The organism is Gimesia panareensis (assembly GCF_007748155.1).
Classification (GTDB): Bacteria; Planctomycetota; Planctomycetia; order Planctomycetales; family Planctomycetaceae; genus Gimesia; species Gimesia panareensis.
In genome coordinates this window covers 6969120-6994959 of sequence record NZ_CP037421.1, presented here as the reverse complement: position 1 = coordinate 6994959, position 25840 = coordinate 6969120, and the positions used below count along the sequence as shown (strand labels likewise).

22 protein-coding genes and 1 tRNA gene are annotated in these 25840 nt (G+C 53.6%); 15 read left to right on the top strand and 8 right to left on the bottom strand.

All coding sequences use genetic code 11. The features are described from left to right. Positions 1-117 precede the first annotated feature (117 nt). A complete protein-coding gene (locus Enr10x_RS26280) occupies positions 118-1689 on the top strand; it encodes a hypothetical protein (protein ID WP_145451962.1) in 1572 nt (523 codons plus the stop codon). A 95-nt stretch (positions 1690-1784) separates the two neighbouring features. Here the strand turns inward: Enr10x_RS26280 and Enr10x_RS26275 are convergent, their stop codons facing one another. Next, positions 1785-2108: an ABC transporter gene (locus Enr10x_RS26275; protein WP_145451961.1), complete on the bottom strand. Its 324-nt coding sequence runs from the start codon at positions 2106-2108 to the stop codon at positions 1785-1787. A gap of 264 nt (positions 2109-2372) precedes the next feature. Between Enr10x_RS26275 and Enr10x_RS26270 the strand changes: the two genes are divergently transcribed. Next, positions 2373-2945 (top strand): hypothetical protein, encoded by a 573-nt coding sequence (locus tag Enr10x_RS26270; RefSeq protein ID WP_145451959.1) that lies wholly within the window; start codon positions 2373-2375, stop codon positions 2943-2945. Here the strand turns inward: Enr10x_RS26270 and Enr10x_RS26265 are convergent. After that, on the bottom strand, positions 2890-3870 hold the full coding sequence (locus Enr10x_RS26265; RefSeq protein ID WP_145451957.1) for a hypothetical protein: 981 nt from the start codon (positions 3868-3870) through the stop codon (positions 2890-2892). The two genes, Enr10x_RS26270 and Enr10x_RS26265, sit on opposite strands and share 56 nt — an antisense overlap. Before the next feature lie 544 nt (positions 3871-4414). On the opposite strand from Enr10x_RS26265, the gene Enr10x_RS26260 reads away from it, so the two are divergent. The 3 genes from Enr10x_RS26260 (at position 4415) to Enr10x_RS26250 (ending at position 6988) form a co-directional block, all read left to right on the top strand. Beyond that, positions 4415-4996, top strand: a complete 582-nt coding sequence (locus tag Enr10x_RS26260) for a hypothetical protein (RefSeq protein WP_145451956.1) — start codon at positions 4415-4417, stop codon at positions 4994-4996. Beyond that, positions 4986-5828 (top strand): hypothetical protein, encoded by an 843-nt coding sequence (locus Enr10x_RS26255; RefSeq protein ID WP_145451954.1) that lies wholly within the window; start codon positions 4986-4988, stop codon positions 5826-5828. Before Enr10x_RS26260 ends, Enr10x_RS26255 begins: the two co-directional genes overlap by 11 nt. A gap of 185 nt (positions 5829-6013) precedes the next feature. Then, positions 6014-6988: an acyl-CoA desaturase gene (locus Enr10x_RS26250; RefSeq protein WP_145451953.1), complete on the top strand. Its 975-nt coding sequence runs from the start codon at positions 6014-6016 to the stop codon at positions 6986-6988. A 278-nt stretch (positions 6989-7266) separates the two neighbouring features. Here Enr10x_RS26250 and Enr10x_RS26245 read toward each other — a convergent pair whose 3' ends face one another. From Enr10x_RS26245 to Enr10x_RS26235, 3 genes are all read right to left on the bottom strand, one after another. Next, positions 7267-8286: an IS110 family RNA-guided transposase gene (locus tag Enr10x_RS26245; protein ID WP_145450644.1), complete on the bottom strand. Its 1020-nt coding sequence runs from the start codon at positions 8284-8286 to the stop codon at positions 7267-7269. A 354-nt stretch (positions 8287-8640) separates the two neighbouring features. After that, positions 8641-9036, bottom strand: a complete 396-nt coding sequence (locus Enr10x_RS26240) for an acyl-CoA thioesterase (RefSeq protein WP_145114549.1) — start codon at positions 9034-9036, stop codon at positions 8641-8643. A 37-nt stretch (positions 9037-9073) separates the two neighbouring features. Then, a complete protein-coding gene (locus Enr10x_RS26235) occupies positions 9074-10666 on the bottom strand; it encodes an amidophosphoribosyltransferase (protein WP_145114547.1) in 1593 nt (530 codons plus the stop codon). Positions 10667-10949: 283 nt separating this feature from the next. Here Enr10x_RS26235 and proB point away from each other — a divergent pair, with 283 nt between their 5' ends. Together proB and Enr10x_RS26225 are read left to right on the top strand one after the other, a co-directional pair. Next, the gene (proB, locus tag Enr10x_RS26230; RefSeq protein ID WP_145114545.1) at positions 10950-12095 is read left to right on the top strand and encodes a glutamate 5-kinase; all 1146 of its coding nucleotides are present in this window, start codon (positions 10950-10952) and stop codon (positions 12093-12095) included. 13 nt (positions 12096-12108) lie between these two features. Next, positions 12109-12651, top strand: coding sequence for a hypothetical protein (locus Enr10x_RS26225; protein ID WP_145114543.1), 543 nt, complete (start codon positions 12109-12111; stop codon positions 12649-12651). Positions 12652-12698: 47 nt separating this feature from the next. On the opposite strand, the gene Enr10x_RS26220 is transcribed toward Enr10x_RS26225, so the two are convergent. After that, entirely contained in the window at positions 12699-13682 is a 984-nt protein-coding gene (locus Enr10x_RS26220) for an alpha/beta hydrolase (RefSeq protein ID WP_197997374.1), read from the bottom strand. Positions 13683-14028: 346 nt separating this feature from the next. Between Enr10x_RS26220 and Enr10x_RS26215 the strand changes: the two genes are divergently transcribed. The 7 genes from Enr10x_RS26215 (at position 14029) to Enr10x_RS26185 (ending at position 23079) form a co-directional block, all read left to right on the top strand. Beyond that, positions 14029-14988, top strand: a complete 960-nt coding sequence (locus Enr10x_RS26215; protein ID WP_232093142.1) for a DUF1559 domain-containing protein — start codon at positions 14029-14031, stop codon at positions 14986-14988. Between the two features lie 168 nt (positions 14989-15156). Then, complete coding sequence (locus Enr10x_RS26210) at positions 15157-15579, top strand: YajG family lipoprotein (RefSeq protein WP_145451949.1); 423 nt, start codon at positions 15157-15159, stop codon at positions 15577-15579. Between the two features lie 73 nt (positions 15580-15652). Continuing rightward, on the top strand, positions 15653-19009 hold the full coding sequence (locus Enr10x_RS26205) for a DUF1553 domain-containing protein (protein ID WP_197996250.1): 3357 nt from the start codon (positions 15653-15655) through the stop codon (positions 19007-19009). Positions 19010-19040: 31 nt separating this feature from the next. After that, positions 19041-20558, top strand: a complete 1518-nt coding sequence (locus Enr10x_RS26200) for a DUF1501 domain-containing protein (protein ID WP_145114537.1) — start codon at positions 19041-19043, stop codon at positions 20556-20558. 196 nt (positions 20559-20754) lie between these two features. Continuing rightward, entirely contained in the window at positions 20755-21453 is a 699-nt protein-coding gene (locus tag Enr10x_RS26195; protein WP_145451947.1) for a GntR family transcriptional regulator, read from the top strand. Positions 21454-21678: 225 nt separating this feature from the next. Continuing rightward, a tRNA-Pro gene (locus tag Enr10x_RS26190) sits at positions 21679-21753 on the top strand. Positions 21754-22242: 489 nt separating this feature from the next. Then, positions 22243-23079, top strand: a complete 837-nt coding sequence (locus Enr10x_RS26185; protein ID WP_145451946.1) for a ThuA domain-containing protein — start codon at positions 22243-22245, stop codon at positions 23077-23079. A 495-nt stretch (positions 23080-23574) separates the two neighbouring features. On the opposite strand, the gene Enr10x_RS26180 is transcribed toward Enr10x_RS26185, so the two are convergent. Together Enr10x_RS26180 and Enr10x_RS26175 are read right to left on the bottom strand one after the other, a co-directional pair. Continuing rightward, positions 23575-24426: a hypothetical protein gene (locus Enr10x_RS26180; protein ID WP_145451944.1), complete on the bottom strand. Its 852-nt coding sequence runs from the start codon at positions 24424-24426 to the stop codon at positions 23575-23577. Beyond that, positions 24423-24962 (bottom strand): Gfo/Idh/MocA family protein, encoded by a 540-nt coding sequence (locus tag Enr10x_RS26175; RefSeq protein WP_145451943.1) that lies wholly within the window; start codon positions 24960-24962, stop codon positions 24423-24425. Before Enr10x_RS26175 ends, Enr10x_RS26180 begins: the two co-directional genes overlap by 4 nt. 657 nt (positions 24963-25619) lie before the next feature. Between Enr10x_RS26175 and Enr10x_RS26170 the strand changes: the two genes are divergently transcribed. Next, the gene (locus Enr10x_RS26170) at positions 25620-25838 is read left to right on the top strand and encodes a helix-turn-helix domain-containing protein (protein WP_145451941.1); all 219 of its coding nucleotides are present in this window, start codon (positions 25620-25622) and stop codon (positions 25836-25838) included. Positions 25839-25840: the final 2 nt, after the last annotated feature.

Here is a 25840-nt window from a genome sequence, read left to right as displayed (position 1 = left end):
AGACCATTTTGGAGCCCCTGGTTCCAGGCAGGCACTTAAAAAAGCATAAATTTTGATGTCATCTCTTACTTTATTTTTCTGAGACAGGTTCCTGAAACAGGCGGAGGGGAGTGGGCTATGTTTCGACAATTGACATTTGTGGCGACAGTTTTATTGATTGCAATGGCAGGCATCGGTTGTTTTCTGCTGACCTCCGACTCGACTCAAAATGCAGTTGCTGATAAACAGCCTGTGGCACCCGAACCGGAATTAAAATTTCAGACCGACCCGCGCGTTCCGGAACGGACCCGGCGGCTGGAAGAAATCAATCAGATCCTGGCCAGCCGTGTACCGCACATCTCAGCGGTTCCCAATACCACGGACTCCCGTGAAAAAGAATCCTGGCAGGACCCTGAAGTCGAACGGATCTATCAGCAGATTCGCAGTCAGCGACTGACGATCTGGTATCCCCGCAACGGGGAACCCCTTTCGATCTGGGTGGGCAACCCGGAAAAAATGGTGGAAGGAGAAAAAGTCTATCAGCATACGCAGGCCCTGAAGGCCGCGATTCCTTACATTAACCAGCTTCCCTTCCCGGTACGCATCTGGTTCTATGGAACCCGGGATCAGTCGAATCCCGAACTGGGAAAGTGCATTGAAACCCTGACCGGAATTGAGGAGCTGCACAGTGTCAAGTTTTCCTATTGTCGCATCAGTCCGCGCGGGTACGCAGCACTCCGCGGACTTCCACAGTTGACTGATCTGGAGATTCTGCACTCGCATCTGGATGAAACTGCCCTCAAACACATCGCACAGATCAAACAGCTGCGTCGCCTGCACCTCAGTTTTGGCGACGAAAAAATCTCAGCAGCGGCAGCAGAAGAATTGCTGGATCTCTCTGAACTGGAAGACTTCAAATTACAGATTCGACTCGAAACCAAAGAGGTCGGCCGTTTCTGGAAAAAAATGTCCGGCTGTTCCTCACTGGTTTCACTGGAAGTTGACTGTGGGAAAGTCAGCCAGGATATGATGTATCAGTTCCTGAAGCACGGCGATCATCAGCGGCTGAAAAGCTGGACGATCCGCGAACGTATCCCTCGTAAGAAACTGGCTGACGCGCTGGTACTGGCACCCAATCTGGAAGTACTTAAAGTTCCCTCAGGCTCACCGGAAGAGATGGAATATCTGCTCCAGCGCCTGGCCAAACATCATACCCAACTGCGCAACCTCACGATCGGCTGGGACTCGGGAGAACACCTGAAAGGCAAACAGGCTCGACAGGCGCTGCAATTGTTCTCTGCGTTCCCGCAACTCCAGCAGGTGCACGTTCCCATCGTGCTCCCCGATGTGAATGCGCTCGAACCACTCACGCGGCTCAGTCAACTCGAACATTTTTACTGCAAAAATCTGAACCTCAATCAGTCGACTCTGTTTTATCTGGCTCAAATGCCTTCTCTGAAGAGTCTGTCGATTCGCTCCCTCTCGTTCTCAGATGAGTCGGCGCATCTTCTGCCCTGGTTATCCCATGTGGAATCCATCGAAATCGAGAACCCGCAGACACTGTGCAATCGACGACTGGTTCTGTTAGCCACGATGCCGGAATTACGTGAGCTGAAATGGTGTAACATCGCCACGAACAAAACGGATAACCTCACGGACGAAGTCAAAGCCCGGTATCCGTTTATTAAATACAGCGTCTGCGGCAAATAAAGCCAGCGATTTAACCGATCCATTGACCTGCCATAATAATGGCAGGGATGCCCAGGGCGCTTCCAGTAAATTTGCCGGGCAGCCAGCAAGCAGGCTCAAACGTGGATCGACTTCACCGTAAATTCATGCAGCGATTCCGGCCAGATGGCACGAAACGTTTTATCGCTCACGGCACGATAGCCGGCGCGAACGCGGTCCATCAGGGGGTGCTCAATCTGTCCGCGGATGCGACTCAGAACATTCTGAGGATCTTCAACGGTCAGGAACAGATTCATCTGAGAACTGCCGAAATCATGGCCGTCTACAGTCGTCTTACCATCTTCCTGGATTTCATCAATCAGCACCGACTCCAAATCAACCAGCGAATCATAATCTGGAATGACTGTTCCCGTGAATTGCAGAACGAGTTGATACTTCATAAGAGCCCCCATGTTCGAAAAGAAGGTACGGCGGGTCGCAGAACAGTGGACCTGACATGCCCCACTGAAATTGGGGCTTGAGATTTGGTATTACTATATTATAACGGAGAGACCACGAGTCTTCATACAAGGTTCGATGAATTTCCTGTGATTATCCGAAAGCGGATTTGCTTGTCAAAATAGGAAGTTCATGACACCCTGATCACAAGTATGATGACAACAACAGGTTCGGAATAAAATGATTTAATTCGGGAAACTTACAAAATGCCGGGCGGGGGTCAGTTTTTTTATCACAAAAACATGGGGGTCTGTGCTCTGGCGTGTCTGAGCGCGATTGCAGCCCTGTTTTTACTGGTTCCTCCACCTCAACAGACGGAAATTGCCTGGCAGGAATATTCGATTCCGGACATTCACCACGACATGGAAGCCGGCAAAGTTATTCTGATTAGCACCTACGCCAGCTGGGATCTCCCCTTTGTGATACACGAACACTGGTACTCTCATGACCCCGCGATGTTGAACTTTATCAAAACGCATCCGGTGGCCTGCTATCGAATTGACCTCGCTAAGATTCCGGAAGCACAATACTCTGCCTGGAAAGGTTACTTCCATTCGTACTCCCCTCCGTTGGGAGTCGTTCTACTGGTCGAGACGCATGAGCATGATGCGGTGATGGAGACCATTGAAGTAGACACCGATCAACTGGCTCCGGAGAACCTGATTGTGCGTCTGAAAAAACTGCTCTCACTGCGAAATCCGAAATCGGAACGCGAATCGGTCCCTAATCCTGCTGTTTCAGAGAAGCCGTCTGCCAGCCTGAAGCATCAATCCGCTTAAGCTCTCCTTCAATGTCCGTCCCCGTATAGAACGAGAACCAGCCGCGCACGCGCCTGGTTTCTCCGGGCGGACAGTCCGGAAAGATCGGATCGGAGTGCAGGCAGGGACACTTCGTATTCCCCCAGGCTTTGAAGCAGGGCGTCCACGCCATGATCACCCAGTGATCTCCCTTCACGGACCGGCAGGCAGCATACGGAGCGCGGAACAGTTTGTTCTCATTATCCTGCTGCGTAAATCCGTCCATCTTTTTCAGCATCGCACAGTTCTGCACCCGCAGTTTCGAAAGCGGTTTGTCGGTGCCGTTTTTCAACCACATCTCCATCAGTACCGAGTCAGTGCGGGGAACCACCTGCGTACCAAATGCAATCCCGTTCGGCAGCGTGCGCGACAGAGACAGATTGCCATTCTGATGCCGCGACCATTCCAGCGGATCCAGTTCCAGGTTCTGCTTCGTCCAGATCGTCGGCACATGCGTGTGTGCCAGGTAGGTCAGCCCCAGGTTCGACCAGATCGCTTCGGGAAGATCCAGCACGACATAGCTCGCCGGATCCCAGGGGGCGAACACCGATATCTTCGTCTCCCGTTGCGGATCGATGGCCCCTTCCAGAAAACCGATCCGCGGATGCCGGCCGCCCGGATAGGGCTTCACCGTTAATACATCACCGGGCTTACGTTCCGGAGTGAGCCGTTCCTGCAGTTCAAAGCGTTTGAGTGCTGCCTTGATTTCCGATTTTGGCAACCCGGTCGCGCGCTGCATTTCATCCAGCGTGTAGTGATGATACAGCGACATGTTCTCCAGCCAGTATTTCAGTTCCACATCATCAGACGGCTGGCGCGCATTCGGAAACGTATCTTCGGCACGCACGGGAACAGCAACCGAGCCCAATATCAGACTGAATACAGCAACGCGACAAATCCACAACATCGGAGCACCTCATGTTCTGCAGGATCGATTTGGTTCACAATTCATCTATCAATTATAATACACTCCGCCACTCATCTCATCCTCTCAGTAAAAAATGGGGGAATGTTGGCTCGCCCATTTTAAAAATTCATGGGTGAGCCCGAATGCAATTCGGGCCGAGCGCAGCGAGCAGGAAGTCTCAATGAAAACAGACATTCCAGCAACGACGCACCTCACCAGAAGATGCAGGGCGCGGGCCCATGTGCCCGCCCGCCTGGCGAGGTTCAAACCATTTCCAGCGCAACAGGGGTTCCCGCAAAACTCACGAATGATACAAAAAGAGAGATCATCTCCCCTGCCAAAGAAAGATTCAGAACCTAACCACAAATGGAGAACACCGAATTCCTTCGATTCCTTCCACAGGTGATCCGGTCTGGGATTCCCGAAATTCCTGCGAGAAAACAAATCAGAACAGAGATAGAACTGACCGTTGTGTATAATGAACGTCGATTCACAAATTCGGGTGCTCTGAAACCTGAGACAAATTCACAAAGGATGAAAGCGGATGCAACTGCCTCCTTATTTTCCAGTGTGTCGACTGAATCTACCAGATGGACCACATCAGGCGCTCTCCAGCACCCAGTCGCTGATCCTGGCGGAATTCATCGTCAATGGGTTGATTTCTCTCTACTGGATCGTTTCGAATTTCTTTGTGATTGTGATCTTTGTGCTGCTCTATCTATTCTCCGGGGATCACTCTCGTATCGTCAGTAGTGATCTCTCACCCGTGCTGTTGATCAGTCTCCTGATCCTGGCCGGAATCTCCACTCTGTTACGCTGTAATCGATCCCGTCTGATGTCGAAATGCCTCAACCTGATTCAACGACTGTTGCAGCATGCCCCCGGAGAAATCAAAGTCAGCTTAACCCGCGAACATCTCATCCTGAACGCTACTGGTATCCAGGATCCCGTCGATATCGAACAGACTTACAAGTGGCAACAGGTCGAATCTATCACCGAAAACGAGACTGGTTTCCACCTCCAGCTGCCCTGCCTGCCGGAACTGCGCTTGCCGAAAGAGCAACTGCCACCGGAATGGCTGGAAGCGTTAGAGAATTTTCAGGAACAACTGACAGATGAATCGTGAACTGGCAGATCTGGTTCAAAATGCTCCGGAAGAAGTCGGTGATGAAGCGTATGTCTTCGAATACCCTGAGCTCATCTGTATGCAATGGGGCGATTCGGCATTTCAGCACCTGCTGGAACTGTTCATTGCTTCCGGAGAAGACGACGAACGTCTGAAGATTGAAACGTTACTGACGAATCTGTCGGAATATTCAGATGGGCCGCCGAGTAATTTTGTGCAGAAAACAGCAGATCTGTTGAATCAGCTGCAAAGGGCTCCCGCGGTTTTGACAGTATGCCTCAATTCCTGTACCTGCTGCGTGCCCGTCTGGCGAGAAACCAGTCTGCATCGGGAAATTAAACAGCTCTGTGAGCAGGCTCTCAAAACACTCGATTTTCAGATTAAAAACAATATGACCTGGAAATTCTGGAAGGGGAAAACGCATCAGGGAACGGGCTACTGTCGTTTTCTGAAACAAGGTCTACAACGCTGGCTGGAGCGAAATGAACGTCGTAGAGAGGCCCTGCACACCGCTGCGAAAGGCAAGTTGATTATTCCTGATTCGGTCGTTGAGCAGGCGTTCGAGGAAGACGAAAGCCGGGGACATCCCCTCGGGCTCAACCGGGTTTCGCATGCGTCGCTGGTGAAAATGCTGATCTACTCCAGATGTTGGCCCAGCTATCCCAACTATAATGAAGGTGAAGATCATCCGGATACACGCATATTTGAACTGGCTTCAACGCCGCTGCCAGAAATTCCCTCAACAGTTCGTCCTGTCAGAAAGACGGTAAAAACACTCTGGGAGTCAGAGCAGGAAACAAGCGTCTGCCGGGGATTTCAGTTCTTGTGTTAACCCTAAAAAACCGCATCTCGGTAAGCCGGATTTGAGAAAAGTGGTCTCAAAAATATGTACACCCGTTATGGAAACACCACATTCTTGCCCACGAAGCCCATCTCCCTAGACACGATTCCCCAATCCCCCTAAAATCGGCCGGTTTTTATTGGTACTCCACACTCTGACAGAATCGGTCCTATTGAATGAACTCGCAGCAGGCACTCGTGCCGCCTCCGGAAACGGATCATCTTCTTCCTGAAAACACGCCTGCTGAAACGCCCGAACCGGGCAGATATGCAACACCCGACTGGGCGAATATCATCTGGGTCGCCGCTATTCACCTGGGCGTCCTGGCGGCACCTTTCTGCTTCACCTGGACCGGTCTGTTTACCTGCATCTTCCTGGGCTGGCTCACCGGTGGCATCGGCATCTGCCTGGGCTATCATCGCCTGCTCACCCATGGCAGCTTCCAGACCCATCAGTTCATGAACCGTCTGATCGGTCTGATCGGCGTGCTGGCAGGGCAGGGGCCTCCCATCCAGTGGGTCGCCAATCACCGCAAACATCATCTGCACAGCGACCAGCCCGGCGATCCGCATTCACCACGCGAGGGACGCTGGTGGAGCCACATTCTCTGGCTTGTCCCGCACCACAGCTCAGAAGAAATTCAGGCGACTCATCAGCGGTTCGCCCCCGATCTGCTCAAAGATCCCTTTATGCGACTTCTGCAGCGAACCTTTGTATTCTGGCACCTGGGCCTCGGCGCACTGCTCTACGGCATTGGCTACTGGGCCGGCGGTTCGGAACTGGGACTCAGCCTGGTCGTCTACGGCATGTTCGTGCGTCTGTTCTACGTTCTGCATGCCACCTGGTTCGTGAACTCCGCCACGCACATCTGGGGTTATCGCAACTACGAAACCACCGACGACAGCCGTAACCTCTGGTGGGTCGCATTACTCACTTACGGTGAAGGCTGGCACAACAACCATCACAAGTACCAGCGGATGGCAAAGAACGGCCACAAATGGTGGGAACTCGACATGACCTACGCCGCGATCCTCGTCCTCGAAAAACTGGGCCTCGCCTGGAAAGTCGTCAAGACGATTCCTCCCAATGATAAAGAGACCGCCGTCAATCAGCCCCACTTTGCAAAACAGCAACAGACGGTTCAAAACTAAGCTTATCAGAAACAATCACAATCCGAAGGGGTGCCATCCATGAGGAAGCTTCTGTCAAGACCGTAGTGAGAAGAACGCGGAATTATCCAACCATCCATCCGGCATCACTCACCTTGGCGAGGCGCCACTAGACAAATTACGGTGACTCCCATTCACTGCTACGGCATCGCAATGCGCCATGGCACCCGTCGGGATGTCACCTGAATCCCACTTTCGATCTCAACGTGAAACTTAATTCCCACACAACTCTTTGAATTACTTATCTAAACTGCAGTCGCTCAGACTGCCAGGTTCCGTTCTTTCCACAAGGTTCCATTTTTCAACATGGACCACATCACACGCACCAGGTAATGCGATGTGGCTACAATCGCAATTTTTTTCCTGTCTTTTTCCTGGCGATGAATCCGTTCATAATAGGCTTTAATCGTCGGTGAATATCGAATCCCCTGCCAAACCGCTTCGGTAACCAGATGTCGGACCTCTGCACACCCTTCCCGTGTGATATGCCCCAGTCGATTGGTACTCCCTGACTGATCCTGGATCGGGATCAGACCGAAGTAGGCCCCCACTTTCTTACTGTTGGCAAATCGATGCGGGTCATCCACAAAGGCCACGAATGCCTCAGCAGTGCGTAAGCCGATGCCGGGGATACTCTGCAATTGCTGCACGGCAATGTTATCTTTCGAATAGCGGGCCAGTTCCGTTTCAACCAGCCTGGTTTGCCTCGTCAGTGTTTCGATCTCTTCTACCAGCATGTCCCGTTTCAGATTTTGCATCGGCTGTTTCAGATCTTTCTGTTTTAGCCATTCCATCCCCCGTATGGTCCAGAGACCAAACTCTTTGGGAACCCTGCAACCAACACTTCTCAGAAGCGAGCGAATTCCATTTTTAGCCCGGGTCCGTTTCTGAATCAGTTTGCCTCGGAATGTAATCAACTCTCTCCAGGCCCGCACGTCTGCAGTCGGGACATGAACGGTCGGAACTTCATCGAGAAACAATAGCTTGGCCAGCTTCTCTGCGTCCGCACGATCATTCTTTTGCTTGGAACGAAAAATCAATTTCAACAGTCCTGGATGAGCCACGGCAACACGAGAAGCAATCTTACTCAGAGCTTCAAAGTAGATGCCATAACCGGTACTGGCTTCAAAACAGACTTCGTATCGTCCCGGCAGGTTCATCAGAAATTGAATCACATCATCCAGGCATGGCAGCTGGCACCGCTGCAGCAGCTTACCATCCTTATTAAGTACACAAATCGTAATATGCTTGACATGCACATCTAAACCAACATACAACATCGTTGCCTCCGGCGGTGAGATTTCGTGAAACAAATTGTGAACGAACTTGTTACACGTTATTCGATCCGACGGAGGCTTCCTACATAGTTTCACTGTTGGCTCGCCAACAGTGATCGTGAAAACGGATCAAGCCCATCTGAAATGGGTGAGCCCGGATGCAATCCGGGCCGAGCGCAGCGAGCAGGAAGTCCCAGTGAAATCGATCAGATCAGAACGAAGCAGCCGATATCACTCATTCAAAAGGTGAGGTTCGGCGACCCACAACAGAACGCGTGCTCCACAACCTCCTGTTGTCTCCGACAACCCCGGATTACATCCGGGGGCACCCGCGGGGACTTGATAACGGGCGAAACTTCACTCCGTTCCCAGCTGCTCCATCGCCGCCGGCATCCGTTGGATATTCCCGTCCCGATCCACGCACGCAATCACTGAATGCGCAACCGCAATGGTCTTGCCGTCCCGCATCAGCTCATAGTCGTGTTCCAGCTTGGCACCGGTTACTTTCGCCAGCGTGGTCCGCAACGTGAGCACGTCATCATAGCGGGCTGGCAGCCGGTATTTGCATTCGATCTTCGCCACCACCAGCAGGTAGCCTTTCTCTTCCATCTCACGGTAGTTGCCCCCCTGAGCACGAAAGAGTTCGGTGCGGCCCATTTCAAAATACGTGAAGTAGTTGCCGTGATGCAGAAATCCCATCGCGTCCGTTTCGTTATAACGGACACGGATTTCGATCTCATGCGAGTTAGACATCGGTCAAAGCTATCCTTTGTCGAATTCAGAGAGCGTCTCAGGAGCGAACCGGACTGGAGAGCGAGACATCATACGTCCGGTGAGGATCTTCGCCGTTATCCTTGAGCGAATTCTCCACCGCGATCTGATACAACTGACGACCCGATTCGGTCGGATAAGTCGTATCGATACAGGCCTGGCACAGCGAACTGCCGGACAGACCCACGGCACGGGCAATCGAGGCTTTCGGCAGGTACTTCAGCGTATCGGCACCAATGGTCTCCGCCATCGCCTCTTCCACCTCGGGACTCATTTCGCCCCCGTTCAGAAACTTGGGCGCGAACAGTTCGTTGATCGTCGACATGTCGATGCCGTAAAAACAGGGGGCGATGATCGGCGGGCAGGCCACGCGCACATGCACTTCCTTAGCCCGACCCCGTTCTTTCAGCTGGCTGATCAGGGCCTTCATCGTGGTGGAACGGACGATCGTATCTTCCACCAGCAGGACCCGTTTTCCTTCCAGAACTTCGGGCAGCGGCGTGTATTTCGCTCGCACCTTGTCTTTGCGGTTCGCCCCTTCAATAAAGGTTCGTCCGATATAGCGGTTGCGGATTAACCCTTCCAGACAGGGCACGCGCAGGGTATACGCCATACTGTCAGCGGCTGCTTTGGCCGTGTCCGGTACCGGCACCACAATCGTATCGTCATCGATCGGTACTGTTTCCTGCTCAGCCAGTTCTTCACCCAGGCGTTTGCGGGTGATGTAGACGCTCTGGTCATCCAGAGTACTGCAGACGTTCGCGAAGTAAATCCATTCGAAGAAGCAGTGGGCTTTCTTGGTCGGAGTGGCGTATTCGCGGATGGTCAGCTCCCCGTCCTGGATCACAATCGCCGACCCGGGAGGCAGACTCTTGATCTGCTCCGCTTCGAAGCCCATGTTGGCCAGGGCCACACTTTCAGAGGCGGCTGCGAACAGAGAGCCATCAAAAGCATAGCACAGCGGGCGAATGCCAACCGGATCGCGGGAAACAAACATATTCCCCAAGGCATCCAGGAAGACAATATTGTAAGCGCCGTCCAGGCGTTTGCTGAGCGTGGTCAGCATGTCGAACAGTTCGGCCGGATTCTCCTTGGAGAGTTCCTGCGAAATCAGGTGCATCAGAATTTCGGTGTCGGTTTCCCGGGCCAGATGGAAGTCAGACTCAGTCAGGATTTCCTTACAGAGCTCCTGGTAGTTGGCCAGTTGGCCGTTGAAGCCGAAACTGAACCATTTCGATTTCTGAATATGATGTCGTTCGAACGGCTGTGCGTAGCTGCGGTCATCTTTACCACAGGTGGCATACCGCACATGACCGATCGCCGCGGGTCCCTCGTATTTCTTCATCAGGCTGTTAAATGCCTGCTGATGATTGAGTTGGAACACTTCGGTCACGGTCCCCACGTCTTTGTGGGTGTCGATCAGCTGATTCCGCCCCGGATTGAAGGTCGTCATTCCCGCAGCCAGCTGGCCACGATTCTGAATATCGAGCAGTAACCGGGAGATGAGTTGCGATGTCTTCTCAGGGTCGCCCAGGGGAGTCAGCGGACTTGGATCTCGGTTGGGAAGATGGTAGACGGCTGCAATTCCACATTCGTGGTATAGTTCCGACATAAATTGCCTTAGTTCGTGAAATAGAGTTTCAAAATCAGTGTGAACCGGGTGAACTATGCGGTAAATTGTTCCGTGGCCCGCAGTGAGCGTCAAACATAATCAGCGGTTGGAGAGAGAAAAACGCCGTTTTACAGGAAATCCCTTTGATTTACGGCAAGCTCGCGTTGATGATTGTCTATGCTCCGGCCCCGGACTTCTATATTATATAAATATTAAGAAATAGGGACCCGGTGGCGAGTACCTCTTTGAAATTTTTTTGTGATTCCCGGAAAAAGTGCAGACTGTGAGTCTAACCCGTCGCGAAGTCGTTGAAACAGCCGAAACGCTGGTAATTAAAATTGGAACAAACGTACTCTCCTGCCAGGACGATACGCTCGACCCGGCACGGATTGAGTCGCTGGCCGAACAGATCCACCGCGTCAAAGAGACCGGCCGCAAAGTCGTCGTGGTCTCCAGCGGAGCCATCGGCGCAGGGATGGGACTGTTAGGTCTGAAAGAACGTCCCCGCGACCTGGGACATCTGCAGGCTTCGGCTGCGGTCGGCCAGGCACACCTCATCCGCCGCTATGATCGCTACTTACGCAAACACGGCTACCACGCCGCCCAGCTGCTGGTCACCGCCAATGACTTCAAAAACCGCACCCGCTACCTCAACGTCCGCAACACGATACACACCCTGTTCGAATACGGTGCCGTCCCCATCGTCAACGAAAACGACACCGTCAGCATTCAGGAAATCAAGTTCGGCGACAACGATCACCTTGCCGCCATGGTGACCAGCCTCGTCAAAAAGCCGCTGCTGGTGATCCTGTCCGTAGTCGACGGCCTCTATAATGGGGATCCCAAATCTCCCGAAAGTACCCGCCTCTCCACAGTGCAGGACTGGACACCCGAATTACTCGCACTGGCTACCGACGACAGCAGCTCGCGGGGGACCGGGGGCATGAAATCCAAGTTGCAGGCGGTCCGCTCGGCGACCGCGGTCGGCGAGAATGTCATCATTGCCAACGGCACGCAGGAAGGGGTTCTGGACCGCATCCTGCAGGGGGAAGATGTCGGGACGCTCTTCTTGGCGCAGGGCGCTTCGGTTTCCGCCTGGAAACGCTGGATCGGTTATACTATCCGCCCGAAAGGTAAATTCCATCTGGATGAAGGGGCCACCCGCGCCATCCGTCAAGGGGGCAAATCACTGCTGGCGATCGGCATCCGTTCCATTGATGGCACGTTCGAAAGTGGCGAAGCAGTCACCCTGGTCAGTCCGAGTGGAGAAGAGTTTGCCCGGGGACTGACCAACTACAGTTCCGGCGATCTGTCGAAAATCATCATGCACCGTACCGATCAGATCGCCTCCATTCTGGGGTCCGTTCCGTATTCCGAAGTGATTCATCGCGATAACCTGGCCGTCCTGGAAAATCATCCTGCAGTTTAGGAGAGAGTGCTCAATGTGGTTCACCGAAACAGCCATTCCCCCGATCGCGATCTGCTCCGTGATCGCGGTCATCCTGTTTATCCAGTGGTATCTCAGGCGTCAGTCGAAATACCTGGTGGGAATGGCGATTGCGCTGGTGATGATGGTCGCTTCGTATTTCATCGAATTGAGCATCATTACTCCCCGCGAACGCGTGGAAGCCGATCTCTACGGCCTGGTCGATGCCTTTGAGCACAAAGAGGCCGACGCCACCCTGGAATACATCAGCCCGCGTGCCGCAGCCTTACGGGGGAAGGTTACGATGGCGCTGACCCTGGTGACCATCGACGGAGAACTGCGCATCACTGACGTGGAAACGGAACTCCTGGCCGATGATTCGATCGCCAAGACTCATTTTCGCGCCAATGGGGCCGCTACTTTTCGGGGCATTTCCGGACGTTCTCCCACGCGCTGGTTACTGACCTGGCAGAAAATGGGGGGCGAATGGAAAGTTACGGAAGCCCAGCGACTGAACCCGATTACCGGCGAAAAGATCTCAGACATGGCTGTCCAGTGATGAGTCAGGCAGAGCGGAGCTGCTCTGCCTGTCTACTGCTGAAACGGTTATCTTTGCGCGACTTTGATGCCCTGGGGATATCCCAGGGTCCGTGCAAAGAACTCTTCCATCATGGGAAAGGTCTGGGTCCGATCCCGCAGGAATACCGCATGTCCGGAATCTTCACTGCGAAAATAAGTCACATCTTTGGCACCCGCGGCTTTTAACGCTTCCACGAAATGGTCGGATTGACTGACATCGACGGAAGGATCCAGCACGCCGTGCATCACCAGCATCGGAGGAGCATCCGCGCGGACATAGTTGATCGGAGAGACCCTGGCGACCTTTTCTTCCAGCTCGGCTCTGTTGTTCCAGGCCAGTTGAATCATACGGGGTAGATGCTCGATGCCATCAGGCCAGCTCTGGTAATCGGTCGGTGCCGCGGAGATACAGATCGCATTGAGTTCACTGGACTGGTCCTGCCAGTCACGGCCCGGCTCTACCTGCTGCTCCTGGCCCATCAACCCGACCAGGCAGACCAGGGAACCGCCGTTCGCATTACCGAACGCGCCAATCCGCCGCGGGTCAATCTGGTATTTGTCGGCATGCGCTCTCATCCAGCGGATCGCGCATTTCAAATCTTCCAGGCAGTCATCAAAGGAAGTGTCATCCGACAGGCGATGGAACAGACTGACACAGACATACCCCTTGCGGGCATAATGCAGGGGACCCGCTTTGGTGTAACTGGAAGTGCTGTTGCCCCCCGACCAGCCGCCGGCATAGACGAAGATCAATGCCGGACGCGGCTGAGAGCTGGCCTCTAAAGGCAGCGTCAGATCCATGCGCCAGCGACTGTTTTTGCCCTTCTGATAGGGAAAATCGTCGATGATTTTTAAATCTCTCGGCAGGGAGACAATATTGGACTGATAAATGGATGTAAACCGGCGGGGCGGATCTTGTTTCTTTTGCTGCTCTTCCATGTCCGGGATCAGGTAACAGACGATCGCCAGCAACACGATTACAGAAAAAACACGTGATACGAAAGTCGGCATCTCGCGCCTCAACACATCTTGTGAAAGTGATTTTGAAAGTGAAAAACGATAATTAAACAAACCCCACAGGGGTCTGCAGGTATTCCTGAGTTTGGGAGAAAATTCAAAAATTTCCGTCGAAGGCAGGCAGTGTTCTGAAGTGAAACTATGATTATGGGAAGAAGAGAGATTATTAAATGTTGTAAAATTATATATAATTATTGTAAATTGTCGATTATCGTTGACATCATACATAAGAGATATTTTAATTGACCACTTCCTTGTTCAGCCTGAAAAGTCCATTTTGGTTTGTATCTCATGTTAATTATTCATGTCTTAGCGCTCGGAGAAAATGATGTTCAAACGAATGAGAGCTGGCTTTACGTTAATTGAACTACTGGTGGTGATCGCCATCATCGCGATTCTGATTGCACTGCTTTTACCAGCAGTCCAGCAGGCACGGGAAGCTGCCCGTCGCAGCACCTGTAAAAACAATCTGAAGCAGCTGGGACTGGCGCTGCACAACTATCACGATGCGTTTGGTCAGTTTCCCTGCACCATTCACACGAACTTTACCTGGTCGGCGGTCAATCCCAATCATGGTGGTAGCTGGCTGGTGCACCTGTTGCCTTATATTGATCAGGCTCCACTCTACAATTCGTTAAATTTCACTCAAGACCCGGCACATCAGGGAGTCACTCCGGATGGCACCCCCGCATATACAGTGGAGATCAAGTCCTTCATTTGTCCTTCGGACACGCATACTGGTGTCTGGACCAATGGGATGAGTGTCGATGCCTCGACCAACGGACAGAACCGGGCCGTTTCTAACTATTCGGCCAGCATGGGGAGTCAGGCGAACGGACCAGGGGGGACGCATAACAATTATTTCAACCACGGGCCGGTTACCCGGGCTGATACATTGAATCCCATGCAGATTTCAGGGGTCATCGGCCACATGTCCTGGGCCGCCCGAATTCGTGATATCACCGATGGAACTACCAACACCATCATTCTGGGTGAAGTCCGACCGGCATGTTCCGACCATGTCCGTAATGGTTGGATGCACGTCAATACGATGTATACCGGAACAGGGGTCGCCATCAACTTCGATACCTGTGAAGACAGCCCCAACGCTGCCAGTGGGACCCCGAACTGGTTCACCGGTCAGTGGGGGAACAGTCAGGGCTTTAAGTCCATTCATGAGGGGGGGGCTCACCTGCTGTTGAGTGACGGATCGGTCCGTTTCGTAAGTGAAAATATTGATATGGTTAACTACCAGCGACTGGGAGATCGCCGTGATGGACAGGTGCTGGGTGAATTTTGATCCCTCCAATTCGATGCGTGTTCGTCTCAGATCTGATCAATGGAATGAAAATGGCAGGTTGCCGAAAATGCCATTGATCAGATTCTTCTGAACCCTCTCAGTTGCCACCCGCGGTTGTTCGATAATTGTCACAACCGCTGGTTGGTTTTATACCAGGTGGAGAAAAAAATGATCAAATCAGTTTATGCTTCTGTTATACTCTGTAGTGGCCTGCTGCTGTTGGCCGGCTGTGGTTCAGGAGTCGACCGACCATCCACGGTACAGGTGGAAGGTACGGTGACTTTTGATAATCAACCGTTGGAAGGGGCCAGTATCTCCTTTATCCCCCAGGACGGCCGTCCTGCCTCAGGTTTTACTGATGCCGGCGGGCATTTCGTCCTGAAAACGTTCGAACCCGGCGATGGTGCCATTCCCGGTGAGCATACCGTCATTGTCACCAAGGTCGCAGCAGATTCGAACAGTGGAGATGACATCTACGCGAAACAGAAATCAGTCATCCCGGAAAAGTATGGCGATCTTAAAAATTCAGGTTTGACTGCAACCGTCAAAACTGATGGAGAAAATAAATTCAGCTTTGAATTGAAGAAATAAACTGTCAGAATTCCCCAACGGGTTTAGATACCTGAAACAAACAGTTCATCAAATGAGAATAAAAGTATCAACTATGTTGAGTCGCGCATCCACACTTGTATTTCTGATTTCGTTGTGTCTGACTGCAACCGCGAAAGAACCACAGGAATCCGCAAAACAGAACATCGACTTTGAAAAACAGGTCCTCCCCCTGCTGCAGGCGAAATGTTTCGACTGCCACAACGCAGACACCCAGGAAAGTAAATTCCGCCTCGACCGCAAAGCAGCACTGCTCCGCGGAGGCGATTCGGGCGAACCCGCCATCATCCCCGGCAGCAGTGCCCAAAGTCATCTGATCAAACTGGTCCGGGGCGAAGAGGCCGGCCTGCTGATGCCTCCCGACGAATCCGAACGTCTCTCACAAAAACAGATCCAGCTCCTTGCCAACTGGATCGATCAGGGAGCGAACTGGCCCGGACCGAACGGTGTCGTCAAACAGGAAAAACAGACCACCGATCACTGGTCCTTCCAGCCCCTGGCCAAAGTCACGCCTCCCGAAATCAAAGACTCCTGGATCCGAAATGGAATTGATGCCTTTATTCTGGAGAAACTCCAGCAGAAACAGCTGACGCATAACCCCCGGGCCGACCGCAGGACCCTCATTCGCAGACTGTATCTGGACCTGCTTGGTATCCCGCCGACTCCCGCTGAAGTCGAACGGTTTGTAAAAGACGATGCACCGGATGCCTGGCAGAAACTGGTCAGCGCCACGCTCGACAACCCGCACTACGGGGAACGCTGGGCTCGCTACTGGCTCGACCTCGTCCGCTTTGCAGAAACGCATGGCTTCGAGACCAACCGCGAGCGTCCCCATGCCTGGCCTTACCGCGACTACGTGATTCAGGCACTCAACTCAGATAAACCCTACGATCAGTTCGTTAAAGAACAGATCGCCGGCGACAGCTTCGGCAATCCCGCAGGCACCGCCTACCTCGTCGCAGGCCCCTACGATCAGGTCAAAAGCCCCGATATCAACCTGACCCTCATGCAGCGTCAGAACGAACTCGACGACATGATCAACACCACCGGCACCGTCTTCCTGGGCCTCACGCTCGGTTGTGCCCGCTGTCACAACCACAAATTCGATCCCATTACCCAGACTGACTACTATTCGATGCAGGCCATTTTCGCCGGCGTCCAGCACGGCGACCGCAGACTGCCGGTTCCATCCTCACGGGAAAAAGAAATCCGCCAGAAACAGACCCGCATCGCAGAATTGAAATCAGAACTCGAACAGTATCGCAAACGCCCCGAGTCCCGTCGCTTTGTCTCCATCGACGATCAGCTTCCGCCGACGGAGGCTGCTTCACAACTGGAAGTGCTACAGCCCCGGGCCGGCTATGGCGCTAATCCGGGGGGAACCGAACGCGGCGCTCAGAACGATCCCGGCAGTGCCACCCGTTCCCCCAACCTGAGTGGCGGCAAATACAGCTGGTGGAAAAACCAGCCGGGTAAACCGCTTGTCGCCTGGAAACCCGATCTTGCTGGCGATTATCGTCTCTGGCTCTCCTGGGGCTGTGGTTTTGAGACGCACAGCTCGGATGCCCGTTACGTTCTGGACCGTGACGGAGACCCGGCCACTACCGACGACTGGCAGGAGATCGCCCAGGTCGACCAGAAACGCTTCGCGGATGGTACGAAACCGGAACGTCGCGCAGCCCTCTGGAGCGGCTTCTATCAAGCTGGCGTCGTCTCACTCGAACCGCAGAACGCACTGCTCCTGGTCGGCGGCACCAACGGAACCGCCGTCACCGCTGACCGGGTCATCTGGGAAGCCGTCTCTCCGTCTCAGTCAGAACAGAGTCTGGCGAAACCAGGGTTCCGCAAATCGGTACAGGCCACCCACAATGTTGAACGCTTCAGCCCTGTCGCCACCCGCTTTGTTCGCTTTACCATTCATGCCACCAATCAGAGCGCGCCCTGTCTGGATGAACTGGAAATCTTCTCCGGCGGGCAGAATGTTGCGCTCGCCTCGGCAGGTAGCAAAGCCACCTGTTCCAGCGCGCTGCCCGGGCACCCGATTCACAAACTGGAGCACATTAACGACGGCAAGTACGGCAACAGCCACAGCTGGATTTCCCATGAAAACGGTGGCGGCTGGATCCAGATCGAGCTCCCGCAAACCACGACCATCGACCGGATCGAATGGGCTCGCGACCGTGAAGGCAAATACAGCGACCGACTGCCCGTCGATTATGTCATCGAAGTCTCCAATACGGGACAGGACTGGCAGACCATCGCCGGTTCCAGCGATCGGCTTCCGCTCTCCCTGCCTGCGAATACACTCAAAGCAGCCAATCTCGCTTACCGCTTCGATCACCTCTCCCCCAAACAGGCCCGGGCTGGAAGACAGTTGCTCGCGGACCTGAAGCAGGAACAGAGTGCACTCGAAAGTCTGCAGAAAACAGACACCGTTTACGCCGGACAGTTTAAGCAGCCCGGTCCGACCCACCGTCTCTATCGCGGCGAGCCTTTAGCGAAGCGGGAGCAGGTCAGCCCGAACGCCCCCGCCATCTTCACCGATCTGGATCTCAAAACCAGCGCTCCCGAAAAGGAACGTCGAACACTCCTGGCAGAGTGGATTGCTTCCTCGGAAAATCCGCTCACCGCCCGTGTCATTGTAAACCGCCTCTGGCAGTTCCATTTCGGAAAAGGTCTGGTGACGACGCCCAGCGACTTCGGTGCCGGCGGTGTCCCTCCCACGCACCCTGAACTGCTCGACTGGCTCGCGCAGGAACTGATCGCGCACAACTGGTCGCTCAAGCACGTTCATCGTCTGATCCTCACCTCAGCCACGTATCAGCAGTCCGGTCAGCCGAATCCCCAGGCACTCAAAGTCGACGCCGCTTCCCAGCTCTGGTGGCGGTTCCCGCCCCGCCGTCTCGAAGCCGAGCCGATCCGGGATTCGATCCTTGCCATCACCGGCGTTCTCGACCCCAAAATGGGCGGCCCTGGCTTCAGTGCCTTCGAAGTGGAAGCCGAAAATGTGCGGCACTATCACCCCAAGAAAACCTACGGCCCCGCAGACTGGCGCCGCATGATCTACATGACCAAAGTCCGTATGGAGCAGGACTCCGTCTTCGGACTGTTCGACTGCCCCGACGCCGCGACCTCTGTCGCCAAACGCAGCCGTTCCACGACGCCGCTGCAGGCATTGAACCTCTTCAACAGCCGGTTCCTGCTCCAGCAGGCCGATCTGTTTGCCCAGCGTCTGGAAAACGAACATCCCGGCGATCTGGGTGCCCAGGTCAAACGGGCCTTCGAACTCTGTTACGCCCGTCCCCCCACGGAAACCGAGCTGGCAGAATCGGTCCAGTTTATCAAAGCAGAACAGCTGCCCGCCTTCTGCCGGGCACTGCTCAACAGCAACGAACTTCTGTTTATTCAATAAGTCAGTCAGAACCAGATATTGAGAGTCACACATGAGCGCTTCTCATAACCCGTTTCCCGCGAATCGTCATCTGCTCAACCGCAGAAACTTCCTTGGTCAGACCGTCAGTGGACTGAGCAGCATCGCTCTCTCTGCGATGCTCGCCGAACAGCATCTGCTCGCCGCGGGAAGCGAACCCCGGCTGACCGTCGGCGGCAAAGCCCCGATCCGGCCCGAGATCGATCCCGGTAAGCCCTTCGCCCCCCGCGATTCCCATTTCCCCGCGGCCGCGAAAAATGTCCTCGTCATTTTCTGCTCCGGTGCCTGCAGCCACCTGGATACCTTTGACTACAAACCGTCGCTCGTCAAAATGCACGGCAAGCCGATGCCCGGCGGCGACAAACTGGTCACCTTCCAGGGACAGCAGGGCAACCTCACCCAGAGCCCCTGGAAATTCAAACCGCGGGGCGAATCGGGGAAGATGATTTCCGACCTGGTGCCGCACCTCGGAGAACTGGCCGACGACATCTGCTTCCTGCATTCCATCAAAGGCAAAACGAATACGCACGGCCCGGGCGAAAATTACATGTCGACCGGCTTCACACTCGATGGCTTCCCCAGCATGGGGGCCTGGACCAGCTATGCCCTGGGCAGCGAAAACCAGGACTTGCCCGCCTACGTCGCGATTCCCGATCCCCGCGGCACACCGCAGGCCTCCGTCAATAACTGGGGGCCCGGCTTCCTCCCCGCCGCTTTCCAGGGAACCGACTTCAACGCTGCCCAGCCCATTCGCAACCTGGATCGCCCCGCCTCCATCGATGCGAAAACCGACCGCGCGACGCGCGGCTTTCTGCAGCGGCTTAACGAACAGCATCTGGCCCGTTTCCCCGGCGATTCGGAACTGGCGGCCCGTATCTCCAGCTATGAACTGGCCGCCCGCATGCAGCTCAGCGTTCCCGAGATCAGCGATCTCTCGCAGGAATCCGCCAGCACGCTCCACATGTACGGCATCGATGACAGCGAGAACCAGCTCAAAGCGGCCTACGCGAAAAATTGCCTGCTCGCCCGCCGCCTGATCGAGAAAGGCGTTCGCTTCGTACAGCTCTTCAATGGTGCTTACCAGACGGGCGGGGAAGGGGTCAGTAACTGGGATGGGCACAAGAAGATCAAGGATCAGTACAGCATCCACGGTCCGGTTCTCGACCAGCCCACAGCGGCTCTCATCAAAGACCTCAAACAGCGCGGCCTGCTCGAAGACACGCTGGTTGTCTGGTGTACTGAATTCGGCCGCATGCCCACCTTCCAGAAAGGGGCCAGTGGGCGCGATCATAACCCCGAAGGCTTCACCTGCTGGCTTGCGGGGGCCGGCGTCAAAGCTCCCTTCACCTATGGTGCCACGGATGAGTTCGGCTACAAGGCCGTCGACAATGTGGTCACCGTCCACGATTTCCACGCCACGATTCTGCACCTGCTCGGACTGAATCATGAGCGGCTGACCTTCTATCACAACGGCCTCGAACGCCGGCTCACCAATGTCGAAGGGACCGTTATTAAAGAAATTCTGGTTTGATTAAGACTTTCTGAGAGAGAGCTTGCAAAGATCCCTGAAAAATTCTGAAATAATTGATTAGAATTGACGGGTAAAGCCCTAATACTAGTTAGGAAGGGGTTCGGTACTGGTACAAGTTACGTTTAAGCGTTTATCGTTGATGTGATTTGAGTCTGGGCCTGCACGCAAGCTGTTTAATATCAATGGGTAATCGTTAATGGCTGCAGTTGTTTCAAAAGAGTTAATGCACGGGTCCCGCCGCCAGACCCTGGTCCAGGAGGTCCTGCTCAAATTTTTTCAGGGCGAATACCAGCCTAATCAGCGGATGACCGTCCAGGCCCTCGCCAAGGAGTGGAACGTCAGTGCCACCCCGGTTCGCGAGGCCCTCGTCGAACTGGAAGGCATCGGCATCGTCGAAATCTTCCCCAACCGGGGCGCTGTCCTGCGGAACTTCGGTGCGAAAGAACTTCGCGAGATCTGTCAGGTTCGCCGGCTCCTTGAGAGCGAAGCGGCCCGCTGTGCCTGTGGTCATATTACGCCTCACGAACTTTCGCAGCTTGAAAAGATCTTCACCGAACTTTCCACCGCGAAACGGACCGTGGAATGGTCAGAAAAGACACAGGAATGGGACGACTACCTGCACGAGCTGATTTATCGCGCCTGTGGCAGCGAACGACTCGTGCTTGAGATCAGCCGCTACAAAGCCCTGCATCGGACACTCAGACAGGTCCGCCACAACAAGCGGCAGAATGTCAAAGATTACGACCGCATGGAAGAAAACGCGGAGCACCTGCGGATCGTCCAGGCCCTCGCCTCCGGGGACCCGGAAGCAGCCGCCCAGGCCATGAACGACCATCTCGCCCAGACCCCCATCGGCCTGGTCCGCGACCTGTTCGAACACGAAACCACGGACTGAATCAACTCGTTCGGTTCCCATTTCAGCCGGAAACCCGTCATCGAGCAGCGTTCATCGAAATTTCATTAAAGATCTGCCTGCCGAATGCTGATCTAGTCTTAAATATTCCTGTCATTTCCGTTGGAATCCATCCAACCGATTCAGCCGGCCTATTTTATGAAGACGATAGTGAGAACCATTGACGGCTTCTCCGTGTCTCTCTAAACTGTGCCACTGATCCAATCACGGGGCGTAGCTCAGCTTGGCTAGAGCGCTTGCTTTGGGAGCAAGAGGTCGCACGTTCGAATCGTGTCGCCCCGACTTTTAAACCCTTGCTGATACAGGGTTTATGGAAACGGAAAATGGTCCACTATCTACCAAATGGTAGTGGTCCAGTACGTGGTCCGTTATTCTGTAATTTTCTGTGTAAGATTACACTCTCTGAGACGCCCAGAATCGCTTCTCTAGCCCCTCGATCAAAAACATGGGCATTCTCTGGCATTCTGCCCCTCAATCGCTCCTGAGAGCCTCTCAGGATGCACATTAGTGCTAAGAACCTCTGAAACCAGAAAAGATTTGACTGTTTGGGCACAGTTGGCGAAATTCAAGGTACCTATTCAGCACAGGCAGCGTTATATTTTTCAACCGGTTGACGCTATGCTTTGATTTCAGGCCAAGCACTCAATGTTGCGGCCGTTCTGATCTGGAAACAACGGGGTAACCTGTTTTCTGAAATAGTAGTCCAACCATTGAATACCCAGCGAGACGGTAGTCTTATTCACTGCCTGTCTCCACCACGAAAGACGTCCAATGCCAACCCGATATGCAACCATCTCGATCAGTCACCACGGTCGACTTCTCGACCGATTCTGCACGTTTTCGATCTTCCTGTTTTTACTCATGATGATCAACACTATGGCTGCTCAACAGGCACCAGGAGCCGAGATCGTTTGTTTGACGGTGGATGATCCGAACAATTACGAAGCGGTCACGTTTCTCAATCGCTACGCGACGCAGGAGCTTCGGCCGGCTGGCCATAGTGTCACGATTCTGGAAGGCAATCAGCCGTTGCCAACAGATATTCCTGGGCTGCTCAAAGCGGTTCCACGAGCCGACCTGTTGATTGTATTTATACGACGGGCAACACTGCCAGCCGAACAGCTCGAAGCGATCAAAAAACATCTCAATGCGGGTAAACCGCTGCTGGGGATTCGAACGGCCAACCACGCCTTTTTGCCTCAGGGTAAGGATGCCAAACCTCCTGAAGGAGGAGCGGCCTGGCCGGAATTCACACCAGCTGTCCTCGGCGGACAAAACACCGGCTATGAGACGCAGGGGTTGCCTTATCGGGTCACACGCCACCCAGATGCTCCCGCGAAAACGCCGTTCTTGAAAGGGATCGACCCGTCCAGCATCCACGGTTACCAGTCGCTATACTTGGTCTTGCCACTCGCCGAAGATGCTACCCCGCTGCTGCTTGGTAAAGCGGAGACGGATACGCCGGCTCAGCCGTTAGCCTGGTACCGCACCTACGGCCCCAAACAGGCTAAGGTCTTTTACACAAGCCTGGGTGCACCCGAGGATGTCAAACAGCCTGATGTGATTCGGCTCTACAACAATGCGATCAACTGGTTGCTGGCCGATTGACGAGGCGTTTTACCCACACCTTGTAAGTCCCATTTGGTGCGGCGATGATGGTCTGCGTTTCCTTGCCTGAAGGACTGGACTTTTCCCAAGGGCGAGAACTCTCGCGAATTTGTAGGGAATGTCGTGATAAACAGCAGGGTGTAATGCAGCGGATCGCTGCCTTTCAGCGAATTTCAATATCATCATCCCGTCGTCCGTTTTGTGCAGTCATACATCTGTGGATTTGATGAATTATAAGAACGATGAAGAGAATATTGATGATCCAATCGAAAATCATCTTGATGGCTCCATGAGAGACCGGTAACAAATTGCAGTCTGAATTTGCCAAAGGGTTCTGGCTGTGGCGGACAGTACGGTCCCAAACAGGCTCGGGTCTTTTTCCTGCCCCAAGTAGGACTCGAAGGTGGGCATGTTGCCTCCTCGTCCTCCTCGATTGGTCCAGAATCCTGATTAGTATATCACGTTCTGGATGCGGTTGAGTGGGCAGTCTCCGTTTCAGATTTGCCAGGGAGCGCGATAGGGACGTTGCAGCATCTGATTGGCTTCGTCATCACCGATGAACTGTTCTTTATCCGGGTCCCACTTTAGTTTTCGTTTCAGCCGCATGGCGATATTACCCAGGTGGCAAATACTGGCGGTAGAATGTCCGGCCTCAACGGGTTCGATGGGGTCTTTCCGCGACTTGACGGAGTCAATGAAGTTCTGGTAATGATTCTCGCTGACGGGCAGGTGAATCTCATCGGCTGCGATCACCGAATTTTTGATGGCATCTGAGGATGCTTCCACCTCGCGCATGTTATTAACACTGAATTGAACCCAGCCTTCGGTGCCCTCGATGCGGGCTCCAAAACCGGGTTCCTGTGTACGGCAGATAAACTCGATACCGTTGGCGTAACGTGCGCGGAAGTCGGTTTTCATCGCGGTGGTGTATAGATGCCCTTTGGGCGGCCAAACGACCCCTGGTTGGTTCTCGAATTCCACCGGGCCAGTGCCGTCCATGTCCAGCGCCCACTGGATGATATCGGTTGAATGAGCACCGGTGTTGGTGACCTGTCCCCCTGAATAATCGAGATGGAAACGGAAACGGTAGAAGCAGCGATCGCTGTGATAGGGGGCCATCGGTGCGGGGCCTAACCACATGTTATAATCAAATCCAGCGGGGACCGGCATTTCCTTCCAACCTGGGCCCGGTCCTGCACCGCTGCTATTAATAATAGAAACCACGCGTTTGACCTCGCCGATTCGACCATTGCGTACCAGTTCACACATGCGGCGCACGACTTTATTCGAGCGATACTGAGAGCCGGTCTGTAAAATGCGATTGTGCTTGCGAACTGCTTTGATCATCTGTTGACCATCTGTTGACCATCGTGAACGGTGAGTGACATGGGTTTCTGGCAATAGACGTCTTTGCCGGCTTCACAGGATTTTACAGTCGCCAAAGCATGCCAATGATCGGGCAAAGTGATCATGACGGCATCGATGTCTTCGCGTGCCAGAACATCGCGAAAGTCACTGTAGGCATCACATCCCTGGTACTTTCCCGAACGCGCCTTTTTGGCATAGTACTCATTCACTTTTTTCTGAGCGGGGTCGCGTCCCAGAAAATGTTCCTTACGAGCATATCCACCACTGGCCTTGTTGACGTCGCAGACGGCAACCACTTGAGCATCAGCGAGTCGCAACATACCGGGCAGGTCGGCACGACTCTGATTTCCACAACCAATCTGGGCAATGTTGATGCGGTTACTGGGGGCATTCGCACCAAAGACAGAACTGGGAACGATGGTCGGCACCATAAAAGCAGTACTGGCAGCCGCAATGAAGTCACGTCGTGTCAGCTTGCTGCTCTTATTCTCAGGGGGGAGATTTTTATTTTGCATATCGGAGTACTCTCTTGGAGATTGAGTTTGGAGCCGGTCAAAGTTTGGCCTCTACACTAAATCAGTGGCCATTTTCACCATATCATTTTAGGCATCGTTAATGATATCAAAAGTTAGCCCTTGCCGACATTTTTTATCCAAGATTGCCCATATGGATTGAGCCTGGAACTGATCCAAACTGGCAACCTTCTCGATAATAATAACAATACCTCCCGATGAACCACGCGTCAGTCAACATGGCAGATCGACACGATAACACGGTCCCACAGGACCTGCTTAATGAAGCAGTACTGTGGTTCGGGGATGAGCTTCGTATAAAAGACGTTTTTAAATCTTAGGATCACTCGGTTAAATAGAACTTTTAAAAAGTACTTTTGGAATCATCCAAATTGGTTACTTGAAGTTCTGTGTACCTCATGTTCTGAACCAGGCCGCACGGTTCACCGGGTAATAGAGCTCCGGTGCCCGAAGCGAAGCTGTTCTGCTCGCCTGTCCTCCGTTGCTGAGCGCACTCTACGTGATCGCAGTTGCGTATGATTTTCGGAGTCAGATGGTCTGAATCGTCAAGGGCTGGTTGGTTGTAACGCCTTATCATGTTTGGTAAGGTTATGCAGTCCTAGACGCATGATCTCTACCATTTAAAAGTGACTTAGTTCAATGACAGCGACAGATGAGTACCTGTTGGTGAAACAGGCTGCCGAACTACTTGGGGTTTCGGCGAATACCATACGGGCGTGGTCTGCTACCGAAAAACTGCAGGAATATCGCCATCCTGTCAACAACTATCGACTCTTCAAGAAGACAGATATTGAAGAACTGGTGACTCAGATCACCAATCCTCAACCAGTCAGGTCACAAGCACGAAAAGCAAAGTAGCC